Source organism: Sedimentitalea sp., from assembly GCF_039973035.1.
Classification (GTDB): Bacteria; Pseudomonadota; Alphaproteobacteria; order Rhodobacterales; family Rhodobacteraceae; genus Sedimentitalea.
Genome location: NZ_JBDWLR010000091.1, coordinates 1 through 18,199 on the forward strand (window position 1 = coordinate 1; position 18,199 = coordinate 18,199).

At 56.4% G+C, this 18,199-nt stretch carries 20 protein-coding genes; 8 read left to right on the forward strand and 12 right to left on the reverse strand.

Features of this window, described 5'->3' with window-relative positions; translation table 11 throughout:
• Nucleotides 1–624: 624 nt before the first annotated feature.
• On the reverse strand, nt 625–834 hold the full coding sequence (locus ABJO75_RS24170) for a DUF6471 domain-containing protein (RefSeq protein ID WP_348130564.1): 210 nt from the start codon (nt 832–834) through the stop codon (nt 625–627).
• A 105-nt stretch (nt 835–939) separates the two neighbouring features.
• On the opposite strand from ABJO75_RS24170, the gene ABJO75_RS24175 reads away from it, so the two are divergent.
• Complete coding sequence (locus ABJO75_RS24175; RefSeq protein WP_348130567.1) at nt 940–1,902, forward strand: IS1595 family transposase; 963 nt, start codon at nt 940–942, stop codon at nt 1,900–1,902.
• A gap of 27 nt (nt 1,903–1,929) precedes the next feature.
• On the opposite strand, the gene ABJO75_RS24180 is transcribed toward ABJO75_RS24175, so the two are convergent.
• From ABJO75_RS24180 to ABJO75_RS24210, 7 genes are all read right to left on the reverse strand, one after another.
• Nucleotides 1,930–2,103 carry a hypothetical protein gene (locus ABJO75_RS24180; RefSeq protein WP_348130570.1) on the reverse strand — a complete coding sequence of 58 codons (174 nt, stop codon included), beginning with the start codon at nt 2,101–2,103 and terminating at the stop codon, nt 1,930–1,932.
• Nucleotides 2,104–2,349: 246 nt separating this feature from the next.
• The gene (locus tag ABJO75_RS24185) at nt 2,350–2,826 is read right to left on the reverse strand and encodes a hypothetical protein (RefSeq protein WP_348130573.1); all 477 of its coding nucleotides are present in this window, start codon (nt 2,824–2,826) and stop codon (nt 2,350–2,352) included.
• A gap of 89 nt (nt 2,827–2,915) precedes the next feature.
• A complete protein-coding gene (locus ABJO75_RS24190; RefSeq protein WP_348130576.1) occupies nt 2,916–3,245 on the reverse strand; it encodes an aldehyde dehydrogenase family protein in 330 nt (109 codons plus the stop codon).
• A 270-nt stretch (nt 3,246–3,515) separates the two neighbouring features.
• Nucleotides 3,516–4,679, reverse strand: a complete 1,164-nt coding sequence (locus tag ABJO75_RS24195; protein ID WP_348130579.1) for a Xaa-Pro peptidase family protein — start codon at nt 4,677–4,679, stop codon at nt 3,516–3,518.
• Between the two features lies 1 nt (nt 4,680).
• Complete coding sequence (locus ABJO75_RS24200; protein ID WP_348130582.1) at nt 4,681–5,109, reverse strand: cupin domain-containing protein; 429 nt, start codon at nt 5,107–5,109, stop codon at nt 4,681–4,683.
• A gap of 2 nt (nt 5,110–5,111) precedes the next feature.
• Nucleotides 5,112–5,960, reverse strand: a complete 849-nt coding sequence (locus ABJO75_RS24205) for a phosphoenolpyruvate hydrolase family protein (RefSeq protein WP_348130585.1) — start codon at nt 5,958–5,960, stop codon at nt 5,112–5,114.
• Between the two features lie 8 nt (nt 5,961–5,968).
• Complete coding sequence (locus tag ABJO75_RS24210; RefSeq protein ID WP_348130587.1) at nt 5,969–7,264, reverse strand: Tm-1-like ATP-binding domain-containing protein; 1,296 nt, start codon at nt 7,262–7,264, stop codon at nt 5,969–5,971.
• Nucleotides 7,265–7,486: 222 nt separating this feature from the next.
• On the opposite strand from ABJO75_RS24210, the gene ABJO75_RS24215 reads away from it, so the two are divergent.
• The 6 genes from ABJO75_RS24215 to ABJO75_RS24240 all read left to right on the forward strand — a co-directional run bounded on the left by ABJO75_RS24215 (nt 7,487) and on the right by ABJO75_RS24240 (nt 13,193).
• Nucleotides 7,487–8,797 (forward strand): extracellular solute-binding protein, encoded by a 1,311-nt coding sequence (locus ABJO75_RS24215; protein ID WP_348130590.1) that lies wholly within the window; start codon nt 7,487–7,489, stop codon nt 8,795–8,797.
• Nucleotides 8,798–8,878: 81 nt separating this feature from the next.
• Entirely contained in the window at nt 8,879–9,784 is a 906-nt protein-coding gene (locus tag ABJO75_RS24220; protein ID WP_348130593.1) for a sugar ABC transporter permease, read from the forward strand.
• A 1-nt stretch (nt 9,785) separates the two neighbouring features.
• Entirely contained in the window at nt 9,786–10,748 is a 963-nt protein-coding gene (locus tag ABJO75_RS24225; RefSeq protein ID WP_348130596.1) for a carbohydrate ABC transporter permease, read from the forward strand.
• Nucleotides 10,745–11,035: a hypothetical protein gene (locus ABJO75_RS24230; protein WP_348130599.1), complete on the forward strand. Its 291-nt coding sequence runs from the start codon at nt 10,745–10,747 to the stop codon at nt 11,033–11,035. The genes ABJO75_RS24225 and ABJO75_RS24230 overlap by 4 nt, the downstream gene beginning before the upstream one ends.
• Nucleotides 11,035–12,123, forward strand: a complete 1,089-nt coding sequence (locus ABJO75_RS24235; RefSeq protein WP_348130602.1) for an ABC transporter ATP-binding protein — start codon at nt 11,035–11,037, stop codon at nt 12,121–12,123. Before ABJO75_RS24230 ends, ABJO75_RS24235 begins: the two co-directional genes overlap by 1 nt.
• Nucleotides 12,123–13,193 (forward strand): ABC transporter ATP-binding protein, encoded by a 1,071-nt coding sequence (locus tag ABJO75_RS24240; RefSeq protein WP_348130605.1) that lies wholly within the window; start codon nt 12,123–12,125, stop codon nt 13,191–13,193. Before ABJO75_RS24235 ends, ABJO75_RS24240 begins: the two co-directional genes overlap by 1 nt.
• Nucleotides 13,194–13,238: 45 nt before the next feature.
• Here ABJO75_RS24240 and ABJO75_RS24245 read toward each other — a convergent pair whose 3' ends face one another.
• The 4 genes from ABJO75_RS24245 to ABJO75_RS24260 are packed head-to-tail and all read right to left on the reverse strand — an operon-like array spanning nt 13,239 to nt 17,044.
• Nucleotides 13,239–14,219, reverse strand: coding sequence for a hydroxyacid dehydrogenase (locus ABJO75_RS24245; RefSeq protein WP_348130608.1), 981 nt, complete (start codon nt 14,217–14,219; stop codon nt 13,239–13,241).
• A 9-nt stretch (nt 14,220–14,228) separates the two neighbouring features.
• Nucleotides 14,229–14,927 carry a FadR/GntR family transcriptional regulator gene (locus ABJO75_RS24250; RefSeq protein ID WP_348130611.1) on the reverse strand — a complete coding sequence of 233 codons (699 nt, stop codon included), beginning with the start codon at nt 14,925–14,927 and terminating at the stop codon, nt 14,229–14,231.
• Nucleotide 14,928: 1 nt separating this feature from the next.
• Complete coding sequence (locus ABJO75_RS24255) at nt 14,929–16,098, reverse strand: mandelate racemase/muconate lactonizing enzyme family protein (protein WP_348130614.1); 1,170 nt, start codon at nt 16,096–16,098, stop codon at nt 14,929–14,931.
• 58 nt (nt 16,099–16,156) lie between these two features.
• Complete coding sequence (locus ABJO75_RS24260) at nt 16,157–17,044, reverse strand: sugar phosphate isomerase/epimerase (RefSeq protein ID WP_348130617.1); 888 nt, start codon at nt 17,042–17,044, stop codon at nt 16,157–16,159.
• Nucleotides 17,045–17,316: 272 nt separating this feature from the next.
• Here ABJO75_RS24260 and ABJO75_RS24265 point away from each other — a divergent pair, with 272 nt between their 5' ends.
• Nucleotides 17,317–18,174: a sugar phosphate isomerase/epimerase gene (locus ABJO75_RS24265; RefSeq protein ID WP_348130620.1), complete on the forward strand. Its 858-nt coding sequence runs from the start codon at nt 17,317–17,319 to the stop codon at nt 18,172–18,174.
• Nucleotides 18,175–18,199: the final 25 nt, after the last annotated feature.

Sequence of the window (18,199 nt, forward strand, 5' to 3'; positions counted from 1 at the left end):
TTGCCGTGCGACTTCGGAAAATAGGGCTTCAAACGCGCCATCTGCGCGTCGCTCAACCAGAAAAGATCAGACATATCACCGCTCAGTTTTCCGGCGGTGAATCATGATGCTCGCCTGAAATCAATGGGTCCAGACCCTAACCATTATGGCCCCATAGGTTGGGTGTTTTGTGGTTTTTCCGGGGCGTTAGTATTTTCGCTAATCTGGCTTGGTATTGGAGTCGGAAGGCATCAGATGGCCAAAGCGGCGCTAGCGAGAAAGAGGGCAGAGAAATCCACCAGAATTAACCCTCTACAGGATGACTTCAATAAAGAAGTAATTGCTGTGGCGGATATATTCTCATATTTTCACCAACACCTGTTTAACAAATCCTTTCGAGCGTGCCGCTTCACTGGCCCTATGGTCATGGCGTTTGGAAACAATGTGTCTGTTCACAACCCGACTATGAGTGACTGCAACTTCATCGTTGTTGGGGATGGATATCTAAAAGGTGTGGTTGCGTTTTCGAATACGACTTTTCACAACTGTGAGTTTGATAGCGTTACTTTTGTGATACCGCCCAACTTAGCTCGGCAAATAAGAGACGATACAAGCTCGGGCTCCATCGAGTTCTTGGGGCTTCCACTAACTTAGATGAAGCCGATCCACGTTAACAGAGCTTAGACATTGCAAGAAGTAAGCCGCTGAAAATTTACCGCGTGACAGCTTATTGCGCACGTTCGGCTCCTTGTCACCAATCAAGTCAGCCAACTGCGCATAGGTAACGCCTTGGCGCTTTAGTTCTGCCTTCAAGATGTTTGCCGCTTTGGCTTCCCAATCGCTCTGGTCTGGCATGTCGTCGCTCCATAAATGATAAAGGCATCATATATGTGATATTTGCCATTGTAAACCATACCTATACGTACTATATACGTGATATAGGTAATCACGGTAGATACAATGGCACAGCAATTTCTTCTTTCAGCAGCTTCCCGCACTCTCAGCCTTCGTAGCATTTACAAGGCTGGTGAGGATGCCGCTTACAAAGTGTTTTGTGAGATGCGCTGGCCTGAGACAGAAGGCGAAGCCGTTTGCCCTCGTTGCGGATGCTGTGAAACCTACAACATCACCACCCGCCGCAAGTTCAAGTGTAAGGGTTGCGGCCACCAGTTCAGCGTGACCAGCGGCACAATCTTTGCCAGCCGCAAGATGGACTTCGTTGACCTGTTGGCCGCGATCTGCCTCATCGTGAATGCTTCCAAGGGCATGAGCATGGTTCAATTGTCGCGCGATCTGGATTGCCAGTACAAGACAGCCTTCGTTCTGGCGCACAAACTGCGCGAAGCGATGGCACAAGAAATCCAGACCGGCGAAGTTCTGGAAGGTCACGTTGAAATTGATGGTGCGTATTTTGGCGGTCACATCCGCCCCGCCAACGAGAAAATCAACCGCGTTGATCGTCGCAAGAAAGAACACCAGACCGGCAAGCGCCGTGTTGTTATCGCCATGCGTGAGCGTGAAGGCCGCACCCTGCCGTTCGTGGGCATGTCTGAGGCCGAGGGTGTTACACTGGCGAACGAGAACGTGTCGCGCCTGTCCACCATGTCAGCCGATGAAGCGAGCCATTGGGACTTGCTGCACAAGGGCTTTGACGTTGACCGCGTTAACCACAGCGAAGTCTACAGCGACCACGGGAAGCACACCAACATGGTTGAAAGCTTCTTTTCCCGCCTGCGCAACATGGTTGAAGGTCAGCACCACGGCGTATCACCCAAGTACCTGCACCAGTATGCGAACCACTCCGCATGGCTGGAAGATAACCGCCGCACCGACAACGGCACGATGGCAAAGATTGTCGTCAGCAACGCGATGGACGCGCCGGTTAGCCGGAACTGGAAAGGATACTGGCAGCGCGCAGCGTAAACGAAAAGGGGGCCGAAGCCCCCAATTCTATTGCACGTGCGCGAATTTCTTACCCGTATTTATTTCGCTGATACGGCCAATGTTCACGTCAAAGTCTGCGGCAATGCGGCTTTGCATGTCCCCCGCATACAAACGCTTTTTGATGATTTTCGCATCATCTTCGGTAAGTCGTCTGCTTGGTCTTCTATTGTCGTTTCTCATGGCATTTCCTTCGAGAAAATGCCGCCAGAAAGCTTGACTGTATGTGGATTTGGTGTGAAAACACCCATACGGAAATAGTCAATTCGCCCTCTGACGGCGGTTGATGTGAGCCACAAGACCCGGCAAGGTCTTGTGGCTTTTTCCGTTGTACCCACCGAATATAGATTCGGCAACCCACAAATTACTAAAGCGGCCATGAGAGGCCGTGAGACGCTCGATTTCTGGCCATTAGGAGATTTTGGCTGTCTAGGGTGCTTGAGGTACTTTAAGGGCTTGTACGGGCAATTTTTCCGCAGGGTCTCGTAATGTTCTCACCGAAAGACCCCAAACACACAACCCGCCACGCTTCTCAACCATCTGCACCGCATTGCGCCTTGCCGCGTGTCTGAGCGCCTGTACGACCTTGTAGACGACAGAGTTACGCAGCGGCGTGTCCGATATGTCCAAACCCTTTTCGCCCATGACACGCTCCGCCAGTTCCCGCGTATTTAACGGACCATCCGCAAGGTGGCGCTGGCAGATGGTGGCAATCTCGCCCTTGGCAAAGAACCCCTGCGATACGATGTACGCCCGGTTCCCGCTGTTTGATCCGTCCAGTATCTTTAGGGTCGCGTTGACGTGCGCCAGGTCATGCTTGGCCTGTGCAATCTGCGCCTCGTGTTTCTTGATTGCGCCGATGATTTCAGCGCGCTTGCGGGTCAGTGTTTGTATGACAAGTTCCATGCCTCATTGTGATTCACATGGGCCGGAAAATCAGCTAGATTGTTGGTGCGTTTGATACATAAGGCCGAGCTGCTGAACGGTGAGATTTTTTACTCGCTGCGTGAAGCCCAAATCATCATTGCCATTCTGGACCGGGATCGTTTAGCCGTGAACCTTGTCAGCGGCACGGGCATAATACTCGAAATAGCGCGCGCAGGCCGTGATGCCTGCGCGAGCCTGTGCAATGGGTTTGCCGGTGTCGCGCGCCTCAAGCTGGCCAGTTCCTCGGCCCGGTCCACCACAATCTGACCTGCCCGCAGCAACAGCCGCCCGCGCTCTGCCGCGTTCAGCCGTCCCCAATCTCCCTGCAACGCCTGTCGGGCCGACGCAACGGCCCGGTCCACATCTGCCGCGCCTGCGCTGGCGATGCGGCCAAACACCCGGCCATCCGCTGGTGCGGTGGTATCAAACTACTGACCCGTCGCGGGTGTCACCCACGCGCCATCTATCAAGAGGCCAGTGATATGGTCGGAAATTGTGGCATCGGTCATGGCAGGATCCGTCGGGTCGCATCAACACAGCAGCGAGGCATTATGGGATTTTTAGGGGTGATAGACCAATCAGCCCACCCCTCCTGAAGGTTTATCTTGTGAGCCAGCCTGATTCAGATCCTGGAGCACTCCCCCGCCAAAACCGGCGCTCAATACGCCTTACCCCGTGCCGCCGAGGTTCCAGCCCCGACCTTCGGTTCCGAACATCTCGTAACCGCTATCGGTTACCGTCAAGGTGTCTTCCAGCTTGATGAAACCGCGCGTCGGGTGTTGCATATGCGTCTCGATGGAAAGAACCATACCCGTCTTGAGCGGCTTGTCAGCGTCGCGCCCTTCGTAGGCGACGGGATGGTTGGTCAAAAGGAACGGTGCCTCGTGGCTGACCAGCCCCATGCCATGACCAAAAAAGTCGGTGTATTGTTTGTTGGGTTGCCGTTCCAAAGCCGCCTGACCCGCAGCGATTGCGGCGGCTCCCGGCGCGCCGGCTCTGACTTCGGCAAAGGCTGCCTGCTGGATTTCCTCTATCTCGCCCAGCAAGTCGACAAGTTCAGCATCCGGTTCGCCCAGCACTCCCATCCGGCAGATATCACCGATGTAGCCATGCAGGTTACCGCCTGAATCAATCGACAGCACCTCGCCATTTGCCCAAGCCTGAGCCGAACCCGCGCGGTTGTGGCTGGAACCCAGAGTCAACAAACAATATTCGAAATGCAACCCGCGTTTCGTCTCTTCCAGCCGCAAACGTTCGATAATCTCGCGCTTGGTGCTACCGGCACCTGAAGCGGCGATGGTTGCGCGCATTGAGTCGGTGATTTTCTCTGAGGCTTTGCGCAAGAGCGCCAGTTCCGCAGGGGATTTTACCGCGCGGAGGTTCTCCAGCACCGATGTGGCGTCAAGAAATGCAGAATTCGGCAAGGCGTCCCGCAACAAATCCTGCGAATTTGACGGTAGGAACGATGGTTCAACGCCAACCCGCCCGGTGCTGAAGCCGACCTTTTCGAGATGCGCGATGGCCTGATTGACACTGTCGACGCTGCCCCATGCCATGGGATAGAAATGCGGCACCCAGAATGGCGAATTCTCGTTTTCACCCTTCTCCATCGGGTTGGCGATATAGGCAGTCTTGTCGCGATCCCCCTTCACATAGACGATGATCGGCAGATAGCGGCCATGCCCGATCGCATCCATCGCGGAAAAGAAGATGAACGAATACCCGCCTAACAGGTAGCGAACGTTGTGTTTGGACGTGACCAACAGCGCGTCCAGTCCCGCTTCGTCCATCAGACTGTCGAGGTGATCAAAATCGTAACTTAGATCGGTCATGTCAGGCTCCGCTCATTTCGCTGGCCGGTATCACGTGGAAATCGGGTGCTTCGCGCAACGCCTTTTCCGGGCCGACAGGAGAGTAGACCACAAAGATCTCCATCGGCTCTGACCCGGTATTCTGGGTCGCGTGAAATCTGCTCTCGGGAATGAAGACTGTGCAACCGGGGCCAACGCTGCGCGTTTCGGGGATGCCGTTTTCATCTTCGATCATTTGCTCGCCGGTTCCCTTGACGATAAAAATGATTTCTTCCGCGCCCGGATGATTGTGGCGGCTGTGCCCCTGACCAGGTGGGACGAATACCACGCCCGCCGAAAACTGCGCAGCGCCGTTGACTTCTGGCGCGCAGGTCAACGCCAGCCGCCCCCAGTCAAACCCGAAATTGTCCACATCATGCGGATATACAAAGTACTTGTTCATAGCAGTCATGCTTACTCCCCCTTTTTGACGGTCATATCCATGTCCTTGAAACGCCCGATCTGATCGCGGATTGCGATTTCGGTCGGCAATCGTTCGGCGCTGCTGGCCCCGTAGAACCCGTGGCACCGGTCGCAGTGCTGCAGAACAAATGCGGCGTCCTCGGGCATTGCGATCGGTCCGCCGTGGCAGATCACGATCACATCGTCACGCACCGACCTTGCCGCGACCGATATGGCATCGATCTCTGCCACGCAGTCAGCGAGGCTCTTGGCCGAGGTTGCCCCAATGGTGCCGCCTGTTGTGACCCCCATATGGGCTACCACGACATCCGCGCCCGCCTTGGTCATGGCCACAGCCTCTTCGGGGTTGAACACATAGGGTGTGGTCAGCAGGTCAAGCGCGTGCGCCTCGGCAATCATGTCGACCTCAAGCCCATAGCCCATTCCGGTCTCTTCAAAACTCTGCCGCATGGTCCCGTCAAATAGGCCGATGGTCGGGAAATTCTGGACTCCGGAAAAGCCCATCGCCTTCAGCTCGCCCAGAAATTGGGGCATCAGGATGAACGGGTCAGTGCCGTTTACCCCGGCCAGAACCGGGGTATGTTTCACGACCGGCAAGACCTCGACCGCCATTTCCTTGACGATCTCGTTGGCGTTGCCATAGGCCAGCAGCCCCGCAGAGGAACCGCGCCCGGCCATACGATAGCGACCAGAATTGTAGATCACGATCAGGTCAATACCGCCGGCTTCTTCGGATTTTGCTGAAAGCCCGGTCCCGGCACCGCCGCCAACAATGGGACGTCCCGCATCGATCAGGGCATTGAGGTACTTGAGAATCGTCGCGCGCGCGATGGCTGGCATGGTGTGTCCTATGAAATGCTCAGGTAGGCCTCTGCCGCAGCGGCGGAAAAGGCAGGATCGTTGATATGAAATGGGAGTCGTCTGATCTGGTGCGTGTCGGTTGCACGCAGGTTCTGCTCGATGGCCCCGAACAGCGCCGCCTGAGCATCTGGATCCCAAAAGGGTCCGTCATCGATATCCAGCGCCGAAATACCCTTTTCCGGGAGCAACATCACAACCTGCCCGGCTGCCCTGTTCAGCTTGTCCGCGATCCAAGTGCCGATCCGCGCGCATTCTTCGGCGGTCGTGCGCATCAGGGTCACGTTGGCATTATGATGATAGAACAGCCGGTCCTTGAACGCATCCGGCGCCGTGTCTGGCGCCCAAAAATTGACCATGTCCAATGCGCCAACAGACCCGACATAAGGCTTACCGCTAGTGATCACCGCGTCCAGACGTGCTGCGCCCGCGGACAGGACGCCGCCCACGATTTCGTCAGCGATTTCGGTTGTCGTCATGTCGATCAGACCGCCCAGCATTCCTTCACCCAGCAGTTTTTCCATGCTGCGCCCGCCGGTGCCGGTGGCGTGGAACACCACACAATCAAACTGGTCCTCAAGGCTTGCGCTGATTTGCGTCACGCAGGGTGTCGTGACACCAAACATGCTCAAGCCCACGCTTGGCTTCATGTCGTTTTGCGCAACATAAGGGTGCGTCGCCATGCCAAGAACAGACTGTGCGGCGTTGTGCAGGATATGTCGGCTGATCCGGTTGAGCCCGGCAATATCGGTCACGGACGGCATCATGATTATGTCGCTGGTGTCGATGAACGCCGAAACATCGCCTGATGCGAGTGTCGAGACCATGACCTTTGGCACGCCATAGGGCAGTTCGCGCATCCCTTGGGAGATGATCGACGTGCCACCACCGCCACCCACCCCGATAATCGCATCTATTTGGGTCGCATGCGTCCCGCAGAACGCGGCAAAGGCCCCCGCCATCGCGGCCACCGATTTCCCGCGATCGTCTGAGCCGAGCACCGCATCGGCGCCATCCGGATGGTGGCCAGCGACGACCGCCGGGGGGACATCCATCTTGCATCCAAGACCGCGCGTTCCGACGTCCACCGAGCAAACCTCGACCCCGGGGCGCGCCAGCAGGTTGCTCAGATAGATGATTTCCTCTGCTTTCGTATCGGACGTGCCCACCAGATAGATCAAAGTCTCACGCTCGCCCCCTTTGATTTGGAATCTGGTCCGGCCAGTTGACGATGTTTTTTGCTTCTCACGCGCCGCCATTTCCATGAAATTCACAGGCTCAGGCATCACGCTAACACAACAATATTCGCCGATACACTAGTTTTTCAACATATGTTAAGGATGCTGAGCGCGCACTCATACATCAAACAATGTCTTGACAGAGCATTTCATCTGGTAATACCAAAATAGAAGCAGGTTTCGAAGCCGTCGTTCCCTGCAGCCGTGTTCGTGAGCCTGGGCAAACAAGAAACCAGGCAACACGGTTCGAACAATTCTGGGAGGATGGAAATGAAAACCAAAATGAACGGGATGCTGGCGGGGGTGGCACTTGGTGCGCTTTCCGCGTCGTCTGTCTGGGCCGAAGATCTGGTGATCTTCTGGGCTGAATGGGATCCGGCAAATTATCTGCAGGAACTGGTCAACGAATACGAAGAAGACACCGGAATCTCCGTGACCGTGGAAACCACGCCCTGGGCCGACTTTCAAACCAAGGCCTTCACCGAATTCAACGCACGCGGTAGCGCCTATGACATGATCGTGGGCGACAGCCAATGGCTTGGTGCCGCGTCCGAAGGCGGCCATTACGTCGACCTCACGGATTTCTTTGCCGAACATAACATCGGCGAAATTATGGCCCCTGCCACGGTCAAGTATTATGCGGAATACCCCGGTAACTCGGGCAAATTCTGGGCCATCCCGGCAGAGGGTGACGCGGTCGGCTGGTCCTATCGTAAGGATTGGTTCGAAGACCCCGCCGAGATGGAGGCGTTCCAGGCCAAGTACGGCTATGATCTCGCCCCGCCCGAAACATGGGAGCAGATGACAGACATTGCCGAGTTCTTTCATCGCCCTGACGAAGACCGCTATGGCATCGCGATCTATACTGACAACAGCTATGATGCGCTGGTCATGGGCGTTGAAAACGCGATTTTCTCCTACGGCGCGGAACTGGGCGACTTTGAGACCTACGAAGTCGAAGGTATCGTAAACGGTCCAGAGGCGGTTGCAGCCCTTGAGAATTACAAGAAGCTCTACAGCTACACCCCTCCGGGCTGGGCCAAGACTTTCTTTGTCGAGAACAATCAGGCGATCACCGAAGGCCTTGTGGCCATGTCGATGAACTACTTCGCCTTCTTCCCGGCGCTGTTGAACGAGGCAACCAACCCGCACGCGGCCAACACCGGCTTCTTTTCCAATCCGGCCGGTCCGGGTGGTGCCAAGCACGCGGCACTTGGCGGTCAGGGCATTTCGGTTGTGAGCTATTCAGACAATCAGGACGCATCAATGGCGTTCCTCGAATGGTTCATTCAGCCAGAGGTTCAGCAACGCTGGGCAGAACTGGGTGGCTATACCGCGCACGCCGAAACACTGGAATCCGATGAGTTCCGCCAGGCGACGCCTTATAACGAAGCGTTCTATCAGACGATGTTCACCGTCAAGGACTTCTGGGCGGTTCCCGAGTTTGCCGAGCTTTTGACAGCGGCCAATCAGCGCCTCTATCCCTACATCGTGGGCGACGAAGGCACTGCGGCTGAAACGCTGGACGCGCTGGCCGCCGACTGGAAGGCCACGTTTGAGAAATACGATCGCGGGCAGTAACCCGCATAATCGTCAACTCTTCACAGGGGCGCTGCGGCGCCCCTTCCTTTCATGCGCTCTGACACGCAAGGATGCTCTCCAGTGGCCACTGAAGTAATGACCAGATTGGACCCCAATTCCCGCGCGGCGGCCAAGGGGCTAAGTGATCTGACCATCCGAAATCTTTTTATCATTCCGACCATCGCATTTCTGATCATCTTCAACATTTTCCCACTGCTCTATTCGCTTGGCTATTCGTTCACCGATTTCCGAGCCTCAACCAATGCCCCGGCAAAGTTCGTGGGCCTGCAAAATTATCGCGAACTGCTGAGCGATCCGTTCATCTGGAAGAACTTTTCAATTACCGCCAAATACGTGCTGATCTCTGTCACCGGGCAGGTGATCGTCGGGTTCGGGCTTGCCATGCTGCTGAACCGTGCAATTCCGGCCAAGGGGTTGATCACCACGCTGCTCTTGCTGCCGATGATGTTGTCGATGGCCGTTGTCGGGCTGTTCTGGAAACTGCTCTATGATCCCAATTTCGGCATCATCAACTATTTCCTCGGGCTCGGAAAATTCGAATGGCTGGCCGATCCCGACATGGCGCTCTGGGCTATCGCAATCGTCGATATCTGGATGTGGTCGCCGTTTGTGATGCTGCTGTCCTTGGCCGGCCTCTCAGCGGTGCCAAAACACCTGTACGAAGCCGCAGAGATTGATCGCGCTGGCAGCCTCTATACGTTCTTTCGCATTACGCTCCCGCTGGTCGCGCCGATACTGATGATCGCGATCATCTTTCGCACGATGGAGGCCTTTAAGACATTTGATCTGGCCTATGTCCTGTCATCGCAGCCCACAACGGAGTTGATCGCCATCCGCCTCTACAAGATGGCGTTTCAAGAGTGGCAGACCGGGATGTCTTCGGCCTTTGCCTACATCGTGCTGATCATGGTCGTGGCGATCACCAATATCTATGTAAAATATCTCAACAAAGTGAAGGCGCGCTAACATGGCCGGAGTACGTACGCCCCGCGAAAAGTGGACCAACCGCGTCGCAATTGCCGCCGTGTTCGTTGCGCTGCTCATCATGTTGACGCCGATCTACTGGATTGCAGCAACGGCCTTTAAACCTCGCAATCTCGCGACGACGATCCCGCCCACCGTGGTGTTCACGCCCGAAGTTTCACCTTTCGTCAAACTGTTTACCAAGCGGTCGCAACTGCGCGAACAACCGACACAGGAAGAGTACGACGCCGCGCCCTGGTGGGAGCAAATGGTGTTTGATGGAGGTGAGAAGGTCGTCCGCAACCGCAAATCCGGCGAAGTCCGTTCCTCGGGCTACGGCGACCGGTTCAAGAACTCGCTGATCGTCTCGATTGTCTCGACCGTTTTGGCGGTTTCGATGGGTACGCTGACGGCCTATGGGTTCAGCCGGTTCAAGGTGAAGGGCGAAGATGACTGGCTTTTCTTCATCCTGTCCACCCGAATGTTACCCCCGGTGGTTGTCGCGATCCCAATGTTCCTGATGTATCGGGTCGTCGGGCTGAATGACACGCATATGGGGCTGATCATCCTATACACCGCTTTCAACCTCAGTTTTGCGGTGTGGATCATGAAAGGCTTTATCGACGAAATCCCGAAAGAATACGAAGAGGCCGCGCTGGTTGATGGCTACACAAGGATGCAGGCTTTCTTCAAGGTCGTCGTCCCCGAGGCCCTAACCGGCATGGCGGCAACTGCGGTGTTCTGTTTCATCACCGCGTGGAACGAATATGCGTTCGCCCTGATCATGACCAACCGCAACGCGCAGACTGCGCCACCCTATATTCCCAGCCAGGTCGGCTCTGGCCTGCCGGACTGGACCGTCATTGCGGCGGGTACCCTGCTGTTCCTGATCCCGGTTGCGATCTTTACCTTCCTTCTGCGCAACCACCTTTTGCGCGGCATGTCATTCGGAGCGATCCGCAAATGAGTTTCCGCAGCTTCAACCAGCGCTTTCTCGCCCCCGGAGCGCAAAGCCTGATGATCTTTGGCATTATCGCGCTTTGCCAACCGTGGAGCCTGTTCCTGCACAAATACGGTGTTACCCTGACGCTTGTGGGGCTGATCGCCTTTTTGGTGACCTCCAAGATCGCGCCCGATCCGGAACCCGAAGAGGAACATGAAGACGAGATGTTCGACACACAGATCGGTTCAGCCGGCGCGGCATCTGCAACAAGGCGCACCTCTGAAACCAACAAAGATGGGGGCATCGTTTGATGGCGCAGATCGAGATGCGCAATGTGCAAAAGTTTTTTGGCACCAATCAGGTCCTCAAAGACCTCAATCTGACAATCAAAGACGGCGAGTTCGTCGTGATGCTCGGCCAGTCCGGTGGCGGCAAGACCACCGCCTTGCGGGCAATTGCTGGACTGGAAACCGTGACCGACGGAAAAATCCTGATCGACGGCACCGAAGTTCAGGATCGTAAGGCCGCAGACCGCGACATCGCGTTCGTGTTCCAGTCATTCTCGCTCTACCCGCACATGACGGTACGTGAAAACATCGCCTTTCCTCTGCGCGCGGTTCGGATGGACACGTCCGAACGAGATCGCGCAATCAAGGAAGTCGCCGAAACCTTGCAGATCTCGCAGCACCTGGATCGCAAACCCTCAGCCCTGTCCGGCGGAGACATGCAGCGGGTCGCCATTGGTCGTGCGCTGGTACGCCGCCCGCAGGCGTTGCTGATGGACGAGCCCCTGGGTGTGCTCGACGCAAAACTGCGCGAACAGATGCGCACCGAAATCAAACGGCTGCACATCGCGCGTGGTTCGACCTCGGTCTATGTGACCCATGACCAGATCGAAGCGATGAGCCTCGCGGACCGCATCGTCATCCTTCATGACGGTATCCTGCAGATGGTCGGGGCACCGGATGTGGTCTATCTGAAACCTACCAACCTGTTTGTGGCGAAATTCGTCGGCTCCCCGGTAATCAATATCGCCGATGCAAAGATAAACGGCACAAGCATTTCGATCGCGGGTGCAGAGAGTGGGTTCCGTTTTGAAGAAGATACACTGGCCCGGCTGCGCAACACCGGCGGGGGCGTCACCCTTGGCATTCGGTCCGAGGCGGTGCTGTTGAAACACGAGCAAGCGGACGGATATTCCGAGGCAGAGGCCACCAATATCGAACCTCTTGGCAGTCACGATATCGTCGATGTCCGGCTGGGCGGCACCACACTGCGCGCCCGCACCGAAAGCGGTTTCGTCAAGGGCGAAGGCCAGAAGGTCTGGGTCAGCCTTGATCCGGAACAGGCGCATTTCTTTGACAAGCAAACCGAACTGAACCTGGCAGGAGCTGCCTGATGGCTGATATTGCGCTTGAGGGCATCAACAAGAAGTTTGGCCCCAATACTGCCCTTCGCGGCGTGGACCTCGACATCAAGGACGGTGAGTTCTTTGTGCTGCTGGGCCAGACAGGCGCGGGCAAGACGACGACTCTGCGGGTGATCGCCGGACTTGAGAAACCCGACGCAGGCAAGGTCATGATCGAAGGACAGGATGCAACGCAATGGAACACCGCGGAGCGGGATGTCGCGCTGGTGTTGCAGCAATATTCACTTTACCCGCGTCTGACCGTGCGCGGCAATCTGGAGTTCCCGCTGAAATCGAGAACCCAAAACTTTACGCCCGCCGAAATCACTGAACGGGTCGAACGCGCCGCCGAGACCCTGCAAATCACCCGTCTGCTGGACCGCAAGGTGGAAAAGCTCTCGGGTGGCGAAATGCAACGCGTGTCGATCGGACGAGCAATCGTGCGGCAACCCCGTGTGTTCCTGATGGACGAACCGCTGTCAGCGCTGGATGCAAACCTGCGCGATGTTCTGCGGGTTGAGCTGAAAAAACTGCATCACGAACTTGGTGCAACCTTTGTTTTTGTGACCCATGATCAGGTCGAGGCCATGTCGATGGGCGACAAGATCGGCGTGCTGAACAAAGGCAGGCTCGTTCAGGTGGGCACGCCGGAAGAAATCTATTCCAGACCACTCAACACCTTTGTGGCACGTTCTGTCGGCACGCCCCCCATGAACCTGCTTGATGGCGTACTGAAGGACGGAACCGCAATTCTTGATGCGGGCGGCCACGCGATACCCGTATCAAATTCCCACGACAAAGACGGGCAGAGATTGCGCTTTGGCATACGCCCAGAAAACATCGTGATCGCTGCGGATGGTCCGGCGTCGGGAACTGTTTTTGACATCGAAAACCATGGCGTGATGAAAATCCTCACCATCGACTTAGATGCGCTGCATATCCACGCAACCGTGTCTGCGCGAACCCAGATCGCGATCAATGATTCTGTGCGATTTGGCTGGAAGCCCGAAAAGGTGCTGTTCTTTGATCCTGAAACCGGGCGCAATCTGGCCTTGGCGTAGCAACATGGCAACGGTCACCGGATCAGGGCCGCGAGGCTGAGGCGACTAGCCGAACCTTTTCCGGTTCTGCTCCCAAACCTCAGGATTGCAGAAATTCTGCGGCTTCTCTCCCACCAGAATACGCCGTGTTTCGGCCACAACGCCCTGCCCCATTCGCAACATGCTTTCCTCGGTAATTCCGGCCATATGCGGCGTCAGGATCACATTCTTCAGAGCGAGAAACGGATGATCGGACGGCAAGGGTTGCTGACTGAACACATCAATCGCCGCGCCGCCGAGGTGGCCCGATGCCAGTGCCTCGGCAAGCGCGGTTTCATCTGTCACCGGCCCGCGCGAGACATTGATCAGGATCGCACCCGGTTTCATCTTTGCGATGGCCGCGCGATCAATGATGCCTCGTGTCTCGCGGGTCAGCGGGCAGGTCAGCGCCAGAATATCTGACCGCGCCAGCAGCTGATCAAATGACACGCCTTCGATCCCATCGGGCAGGTCCGCCGGAGTCCGCGTTTGCGCAATGACATTACAACCAAACCCGTGACGCGCCATATGGGCCACTCTGCGCCCGATGTTGCCAGCACCCAAAATGCCAATCGTCCGCCCCGACAATTCACGAACCGCAGGCGAATGCACGCGGCCCGCTTCCCAGCCACTGCCCCGCAGGTCCGCATTGACCGCCGGATACTTGCGCAATAGCGCCAGTGCCGACCAGATCACGTGTTCGGCCACCGTCGTGGCATTGGCGCCTGGCACGTTCGCCACAACCACACCCGCCTGTGTGGCCGCATCCATCGGGATCATGTCAAGCCCTGCACCATGCCGGACAAACGCGATAAGGCCCTTCTCGCGGGTTATGATCTCCGGGGCGATCTTGGCCCGTACCACAATGATTTCAGCACCTGCGCTTTCCTTCAGGATGGCATCAGGCGTGGGTGCCGATGAAACACGGTAGTCCCCAAGGCTCTGCAGGTCGCGGGTGACGTCGGGATGGAGGGCGTGCGTTGAAAAGATAACCTTTGAGCCGGTCATAGGTGCCTCTTACTGCAGGGTTTCGGCCTCGTCGTCCTCGAGCAACTCGAACCAATAGCTCATCGCCCCGCGCAGATGCGAGTTCATCAAGGCCATCGAAAGCGCCCCGTCACGCCGTCGTAACGCCTCATAGATTTGGCGATGTTCCTGATGGGATTTGAGATTGCGGCTGCTATCTCGAAAATACACCGCAAGGCGCTTTTCACTGAGGACATAGAATGTCGTGCACAAGTTATAGAACACATCGTTCTGCGTGGCGCGCACGATTTCCAGATGAAAATCATGGTCCAGCTTAGAAAGCGCCTCGCCTACCGCGATCCGCCGTTCGGATTCTTCCAGAATGCCTTCGAGCCGGGCAAAGTTCTCTTCTGTTGCCCGCTCGGCGGCCAGTTCAGCGGCCTTGATCTCGTGGATTTTCCGTACCTCGACCGCTTCGTAGATCTGACGCGGATCCAGCGGCAATCCCGCCCGTGCAAAGAACGCAAGCTGTTCGATGCCACGGTGATCCTTGCGCAGGTAGATGCCTGATTTCGCGCGGCGTTCGATCACCTGCATCGCTTCGAGAATGGCAAGCGCCTCGCGCACCTGTCCGCGGCTCACGGTGAAATGTTCGGCCAGCTCGCGCTCTGACGGAGCCTTTCCCGCCTTCGCTTCGGCCGTGGCAATAAGATACGACGCCAGTGACGGGAGGAAGTCGGTATCCTCCATATCACCCATGTTTCGCGAATTTTTCGATGGTTTCAATGTTCATGTCGAGGCCTATACCCGGTGTCTCCGGAATTGCAATCATACCATCGCTGACTGCGACCTTATTCCTCGACAGGTCGTGGATCATCGGGTTTGCGCCTAATGAAAACTCGACCGTAAAGCTGGCCGGAGACGCCGCACAGGTGTGTAGCCCTGCAAAAAAGCATGGCGCACCCGCCCAGAGGTGCGGTGCCAGTCGCAGGTTGAAACTCGACGCCAATGTACCGATCCGCATGAGCTCCGAGATGCCGCCACAGCAGGCTGGGTCAGGTTGCAGGATGTCCGCGCAACGCCCGACGATCAGATCGCGGAAATCAAAACGTGTCGCCTCGGACTCTCCCGCCGAAATCGGCACATGTGTCGCTGCGCGCACTTCGGCCATGCCCGTCTTGTCATCGCCTGTCACCGGTTCTTCGAACCATGCCAGATCACAATCCCGCACCAAATAGGCAAAACGTTTCGCATCCGCCACCGAGAACGTCCCATGGGCATCGACCATCAGATCGATATCTGGCCCCAACGCGCGCCGCGCCGCAATCACCCGTTCGGCAGAGCGATGCGGCGTTCCATCCATTGCCCCGACACGCATCTTGACCCCGTCAAATCCACCCTTGGTGACATAGCTTAGCAACTGGTCACCAATGTTGTCCTTGTCCGCCCAGCCGCCGGATGCATAGGCCCGCAATCGATCCGCTTTGCGACCGCCCAGAAGTTGCCATACGGGTTTGCCATCGGATTTTCCCAGAATGTCCCAAAGGGCGATGTCGATTGCGCTAATGGCGGCGATGGTCATCCCGCGCCGCGCCAGTTCTGGCATCCCCTGACCAGACGTACGGGCCTTTTCGGCGCGAACACCGTTATACAAATCTTCCCAAATCCAGGTGATATCCGCCGGATCACGACCGATGACGGCGGGACCGAATTCATGGTTCAGCAGATGAACGAGGGTGCCATAGGTGCCGGCACTGCCGGCGGCATTCTTGGCCTCGCCCCATCCGACAAGCCCATCGTCTGTCTCCAGCCGCAAGATCGCGGCATCAAACGTGCGCAACCTGCCAAAATCGCTGACATGCTGTTTGTCTGCTTCAATCGGGATCTGAAGCCACCAAGCCCGGGCAGAGGATATTCGCATTGCAACTCCCTTGATCTTCAAGGGCGCCCGGAATGGGCGCCCCGAAGAATGTCGCCACTTACTTGATGAGCGGCAGGATCGTGTCCGCCGTGATTTGCATTTGTTGCGCGTAGAACTCTTCGGTCAGAACGCTTGATCCATGGTCCTGAATGAATTTCAGCTGCTCTGGTGAAATGTCAGTGGGACTTATGTCCACCATATCAGGATAGGGCGCGGCAGGAGTGCGGTCGACAGGTGCCACAAATTCATTCGTGATCCCCCCATCATAACTGATGTCCTTGAGCGTTTGGATCACCTTGGGCCAGTCGATATGACCCAACCCGGCGGCAAAGCGATTGTTGTCCGCAACATGAAAATCAAACAACCGGTCCCCCATATCGCGGATGGTCTGAAACATGTCCTCTTCTTCGATATTCAGATGGAACGCATCAAGACAAACGCCCACGTCTGGGCTGACCGCATCGGCAAGCGCCAGCGCCTGAGCACCCCGATTGAAAAGATAGGTCTCGAACCGGTTCAACGGCTCTACCGCGATGCGCACACCCACCTTCTGGGCGTGATGAAAACATTCCTTGGTCGCATCAACAACCCAACCCCATTCTTCTTCGGGCGTACCATCCGGCACCACCTTGCCAACCGTTGCAGGCACCAGTGTTATGATCTCGCCCTCAAGCTCGCTGACCATGGTCAGCACGCTCTTTACATAATCAACCGAGCGTTCACGCTGCCCCTGATCCTTGGCAGCAAGGTTGCGCTCGCCCAACGTCAAGGTCACCGCCCCCCAGCAACGCATGCTGTTTTCTTTCAGCAGCGCCAACGTTTCCTTGGTGTCATACTGATCCGGTTCGCCCGAAATCTCGATGCTTTCATATCCCATTTTCTTGATCCGGCGAACCGTCGTCTCGAGCGGTTCGGCCCGCATCCAGTTGTGAGTTGAAAGATGCATGGTTTTTCCTCTTCCCTTAGAAAGTCCCTGTCGAACCGGCGCACTTACCGAAATCCAAATTGGTTCGACCAGTTAGCATTTGAAACAAATTTGGGTCAAGTGGGAGAATTCGACAAACCTCCTTTTGGCCCCCGGCATATTCATACTTTATAGGGCATATCCGAGCATCGCGAGACCTACGACGCGTACATTAGCCAACATTACCATTGACGAAAGATGCCTTTCTGGTAAGACCAGATAGCAAAGTGAGAGCAGGAGATAAAGGGATCCCAGTGAAAATTGGCATGTGCATGTTTCTCTGGACGACGAATATCGGTCCCGAACACAAAGCTTTGCTCGCCGACATCCGCGAGACCGGCTTTGACGGAGTAGAAGTTCCCGTCTTTGAAGGAACAGTTGAGGATTTTGCCGCAACCGGGCGCATGTTGGACGAACTAGGTCTTGCACGCACCGCCGCCGCTGCGAACGGGAACCCAGAGCAGAACCTGATCTCCGAGAATCCATCACACCGCGCCGCAGGTCTGGATCATATGAATTGGGTCTTGGACTGCACTGCAGCATTGGGCGCGGATCGGGTTAACGGGCCTCTGCATTCGACCCTCGGCCATTTTTCCGGATCAGGGCCAACACGCGAAGAGTTCGAACGCTCAATCGACAGCCTGCGTCAGGCTGGTGAGCTTGCATCCAAATCAGGGGTGACTGTCTGCCTGGAAGCGGTGAACCGTTTTGAGTGCTATCTGTTGAACACGATAGACTCCTTGGCAGACCACATTCGCACCATCGGGCACCCCAATATCCAAGCAATGTATGATACCTTTCACGCCAATATCGAGGAAACCGACCCGATTGGCGCCTTGGTTCGGAACAAGGGCATTGTAAAACACATCCACATCTCAGAGAACGACCGCGGCGTACCCGGACGCGGCAACATACCTTGGCAGGAAACGTACGCCGCGATCCGGCAAATCGGCTATGATGATTGGCTGACGATCGAGGCGTTCGGTCGTGGCCTGCCCGATCTGGCGGCCGCCACCAAGGTCTGGCGTGACTTTTCCGAAAGTCCCGAAGCCGTGTATCGTGAAGGATTTGCGCATATCCAGCAGTCCATGCACAACGCAGGTTTTGCATAAACTCAACGATTAGCAGAAACCACAA

Coding starts and splice junctions, on each gene's coding strand:
- ABJO75_RS24260 (WP_348130617.1), bottom strand. CDS start 17,044: ATGCATCTTTCAACTCACAACTGGATGCGGGCCGAACCGCTCGAGACG.
- ABJO75_RS24240 (WP_348130605.1), top strand. CDS start 12,123: ATGGCTGATATTGCGCTTGAGGGCATCAACAAGAAGTTTGGCCCCAAT.
- ABJO75_RS24230 (WP_348130599.1), top strand. CDS start 10,745: ATGAGTTTCCGCAGCTTCAACCAGCGCTTTCTCGCCCCCGGAGCGCAA.
- ABJO75_RS24180 (WP_348130570.1), bottom strand. CDS start 2,103: ATGAGAAACGACAATAGAAGACCAAGCAGACGACTTACCGAAGATGAT.
- ABJO75_RS24255 (WP_348130614.1), bottom strand. CDS start 16,098: ATGCGAATATCCTCTGCCCGGGCTTGGTGGCTTCAGATCCCGATTGAA.
- ABJO75_RS24185 (WP_348130573.1), bottom strand. CDS start 2,826: ATGGAACTTGTCATACAAACACTGACCCGCAAGCGCGCTGAAATCATC.
- ABJO75_RS24225 (WP_348130596.1), top strand. CDS start 9,786: ATGGCCGGAGTACGTACGCCCCGCGAAAAGTGGACCAACCGCGTCGCA.
- ABJO75_RS24200 (WP_348130582.1), bottom strand. CDS start 5,109: ATGACTGCTATGAACAAGTACTTTGTATATCCGCATGATGTGGACAAT.
- ABJO75_RS24175 (WP_348130567.1), top strand. CDS start 940: ATGGCACAGCAATTTCTTCTTTCAGCAGCTTCCCGCACTCTCAGCCTT.
- ABJO75_RS24250 (WP_348130611.1), bottom strand. CDS start 14,927: ATGGAGGATACCGACTTCCTCCCGTCACTGGCGTCGTATCTTATTGCC.
- ABJO75_RS24235 (WP_348130602.1), top strand. CDS start 11,035: ATGGCGCAGATCGAGATGCGCAATGTGCAAAAGTTTTTTGGCACCAAT.
- ABJO75_RS24195 (WP_348130579.1), bottom strand. CDS start 4,679: ATGACCGATCTAAGTTACGATTTTGATCACCTCGACAGTCTGATGGAC.
- ABJO75_RS24215 (WP_348130590.1), top strand. CDS start 7,487: ATGAAAACCAAAATGAACGGGATGCTGGCGGGGGTGGCACTTGGTGCG.
- ABJO75_RS24170 (WP_348130564.1), bottom strand. CDS start 834: ATGCCAGACCAGAGCGATTGGGAAGCCAAAGCGGCAAACATCTTGAAG.
- ABJO75_RS24205 (WP_348130585.1), bottom strand. CDS start 5,960: ATGCCAGCCATCGCGCGCGCGACGATTCTCAAGTACCTCAATGCCCTG.
- ABJO75_RS24245 (WP_348130608.1), bottom strand. CDS start 14,219: ATGACCGGCTCAAAGGTTATCTTTTCAACGCACGCCCTCCATCCCGAC.
- ABJO75_RS24210 (WP_348130587.1), bottom strand. CDS start 7,264: ATGCCTGAGCCTGTGAATTTCATGGAAATGGCGGCGCGTGAGAAGCAA.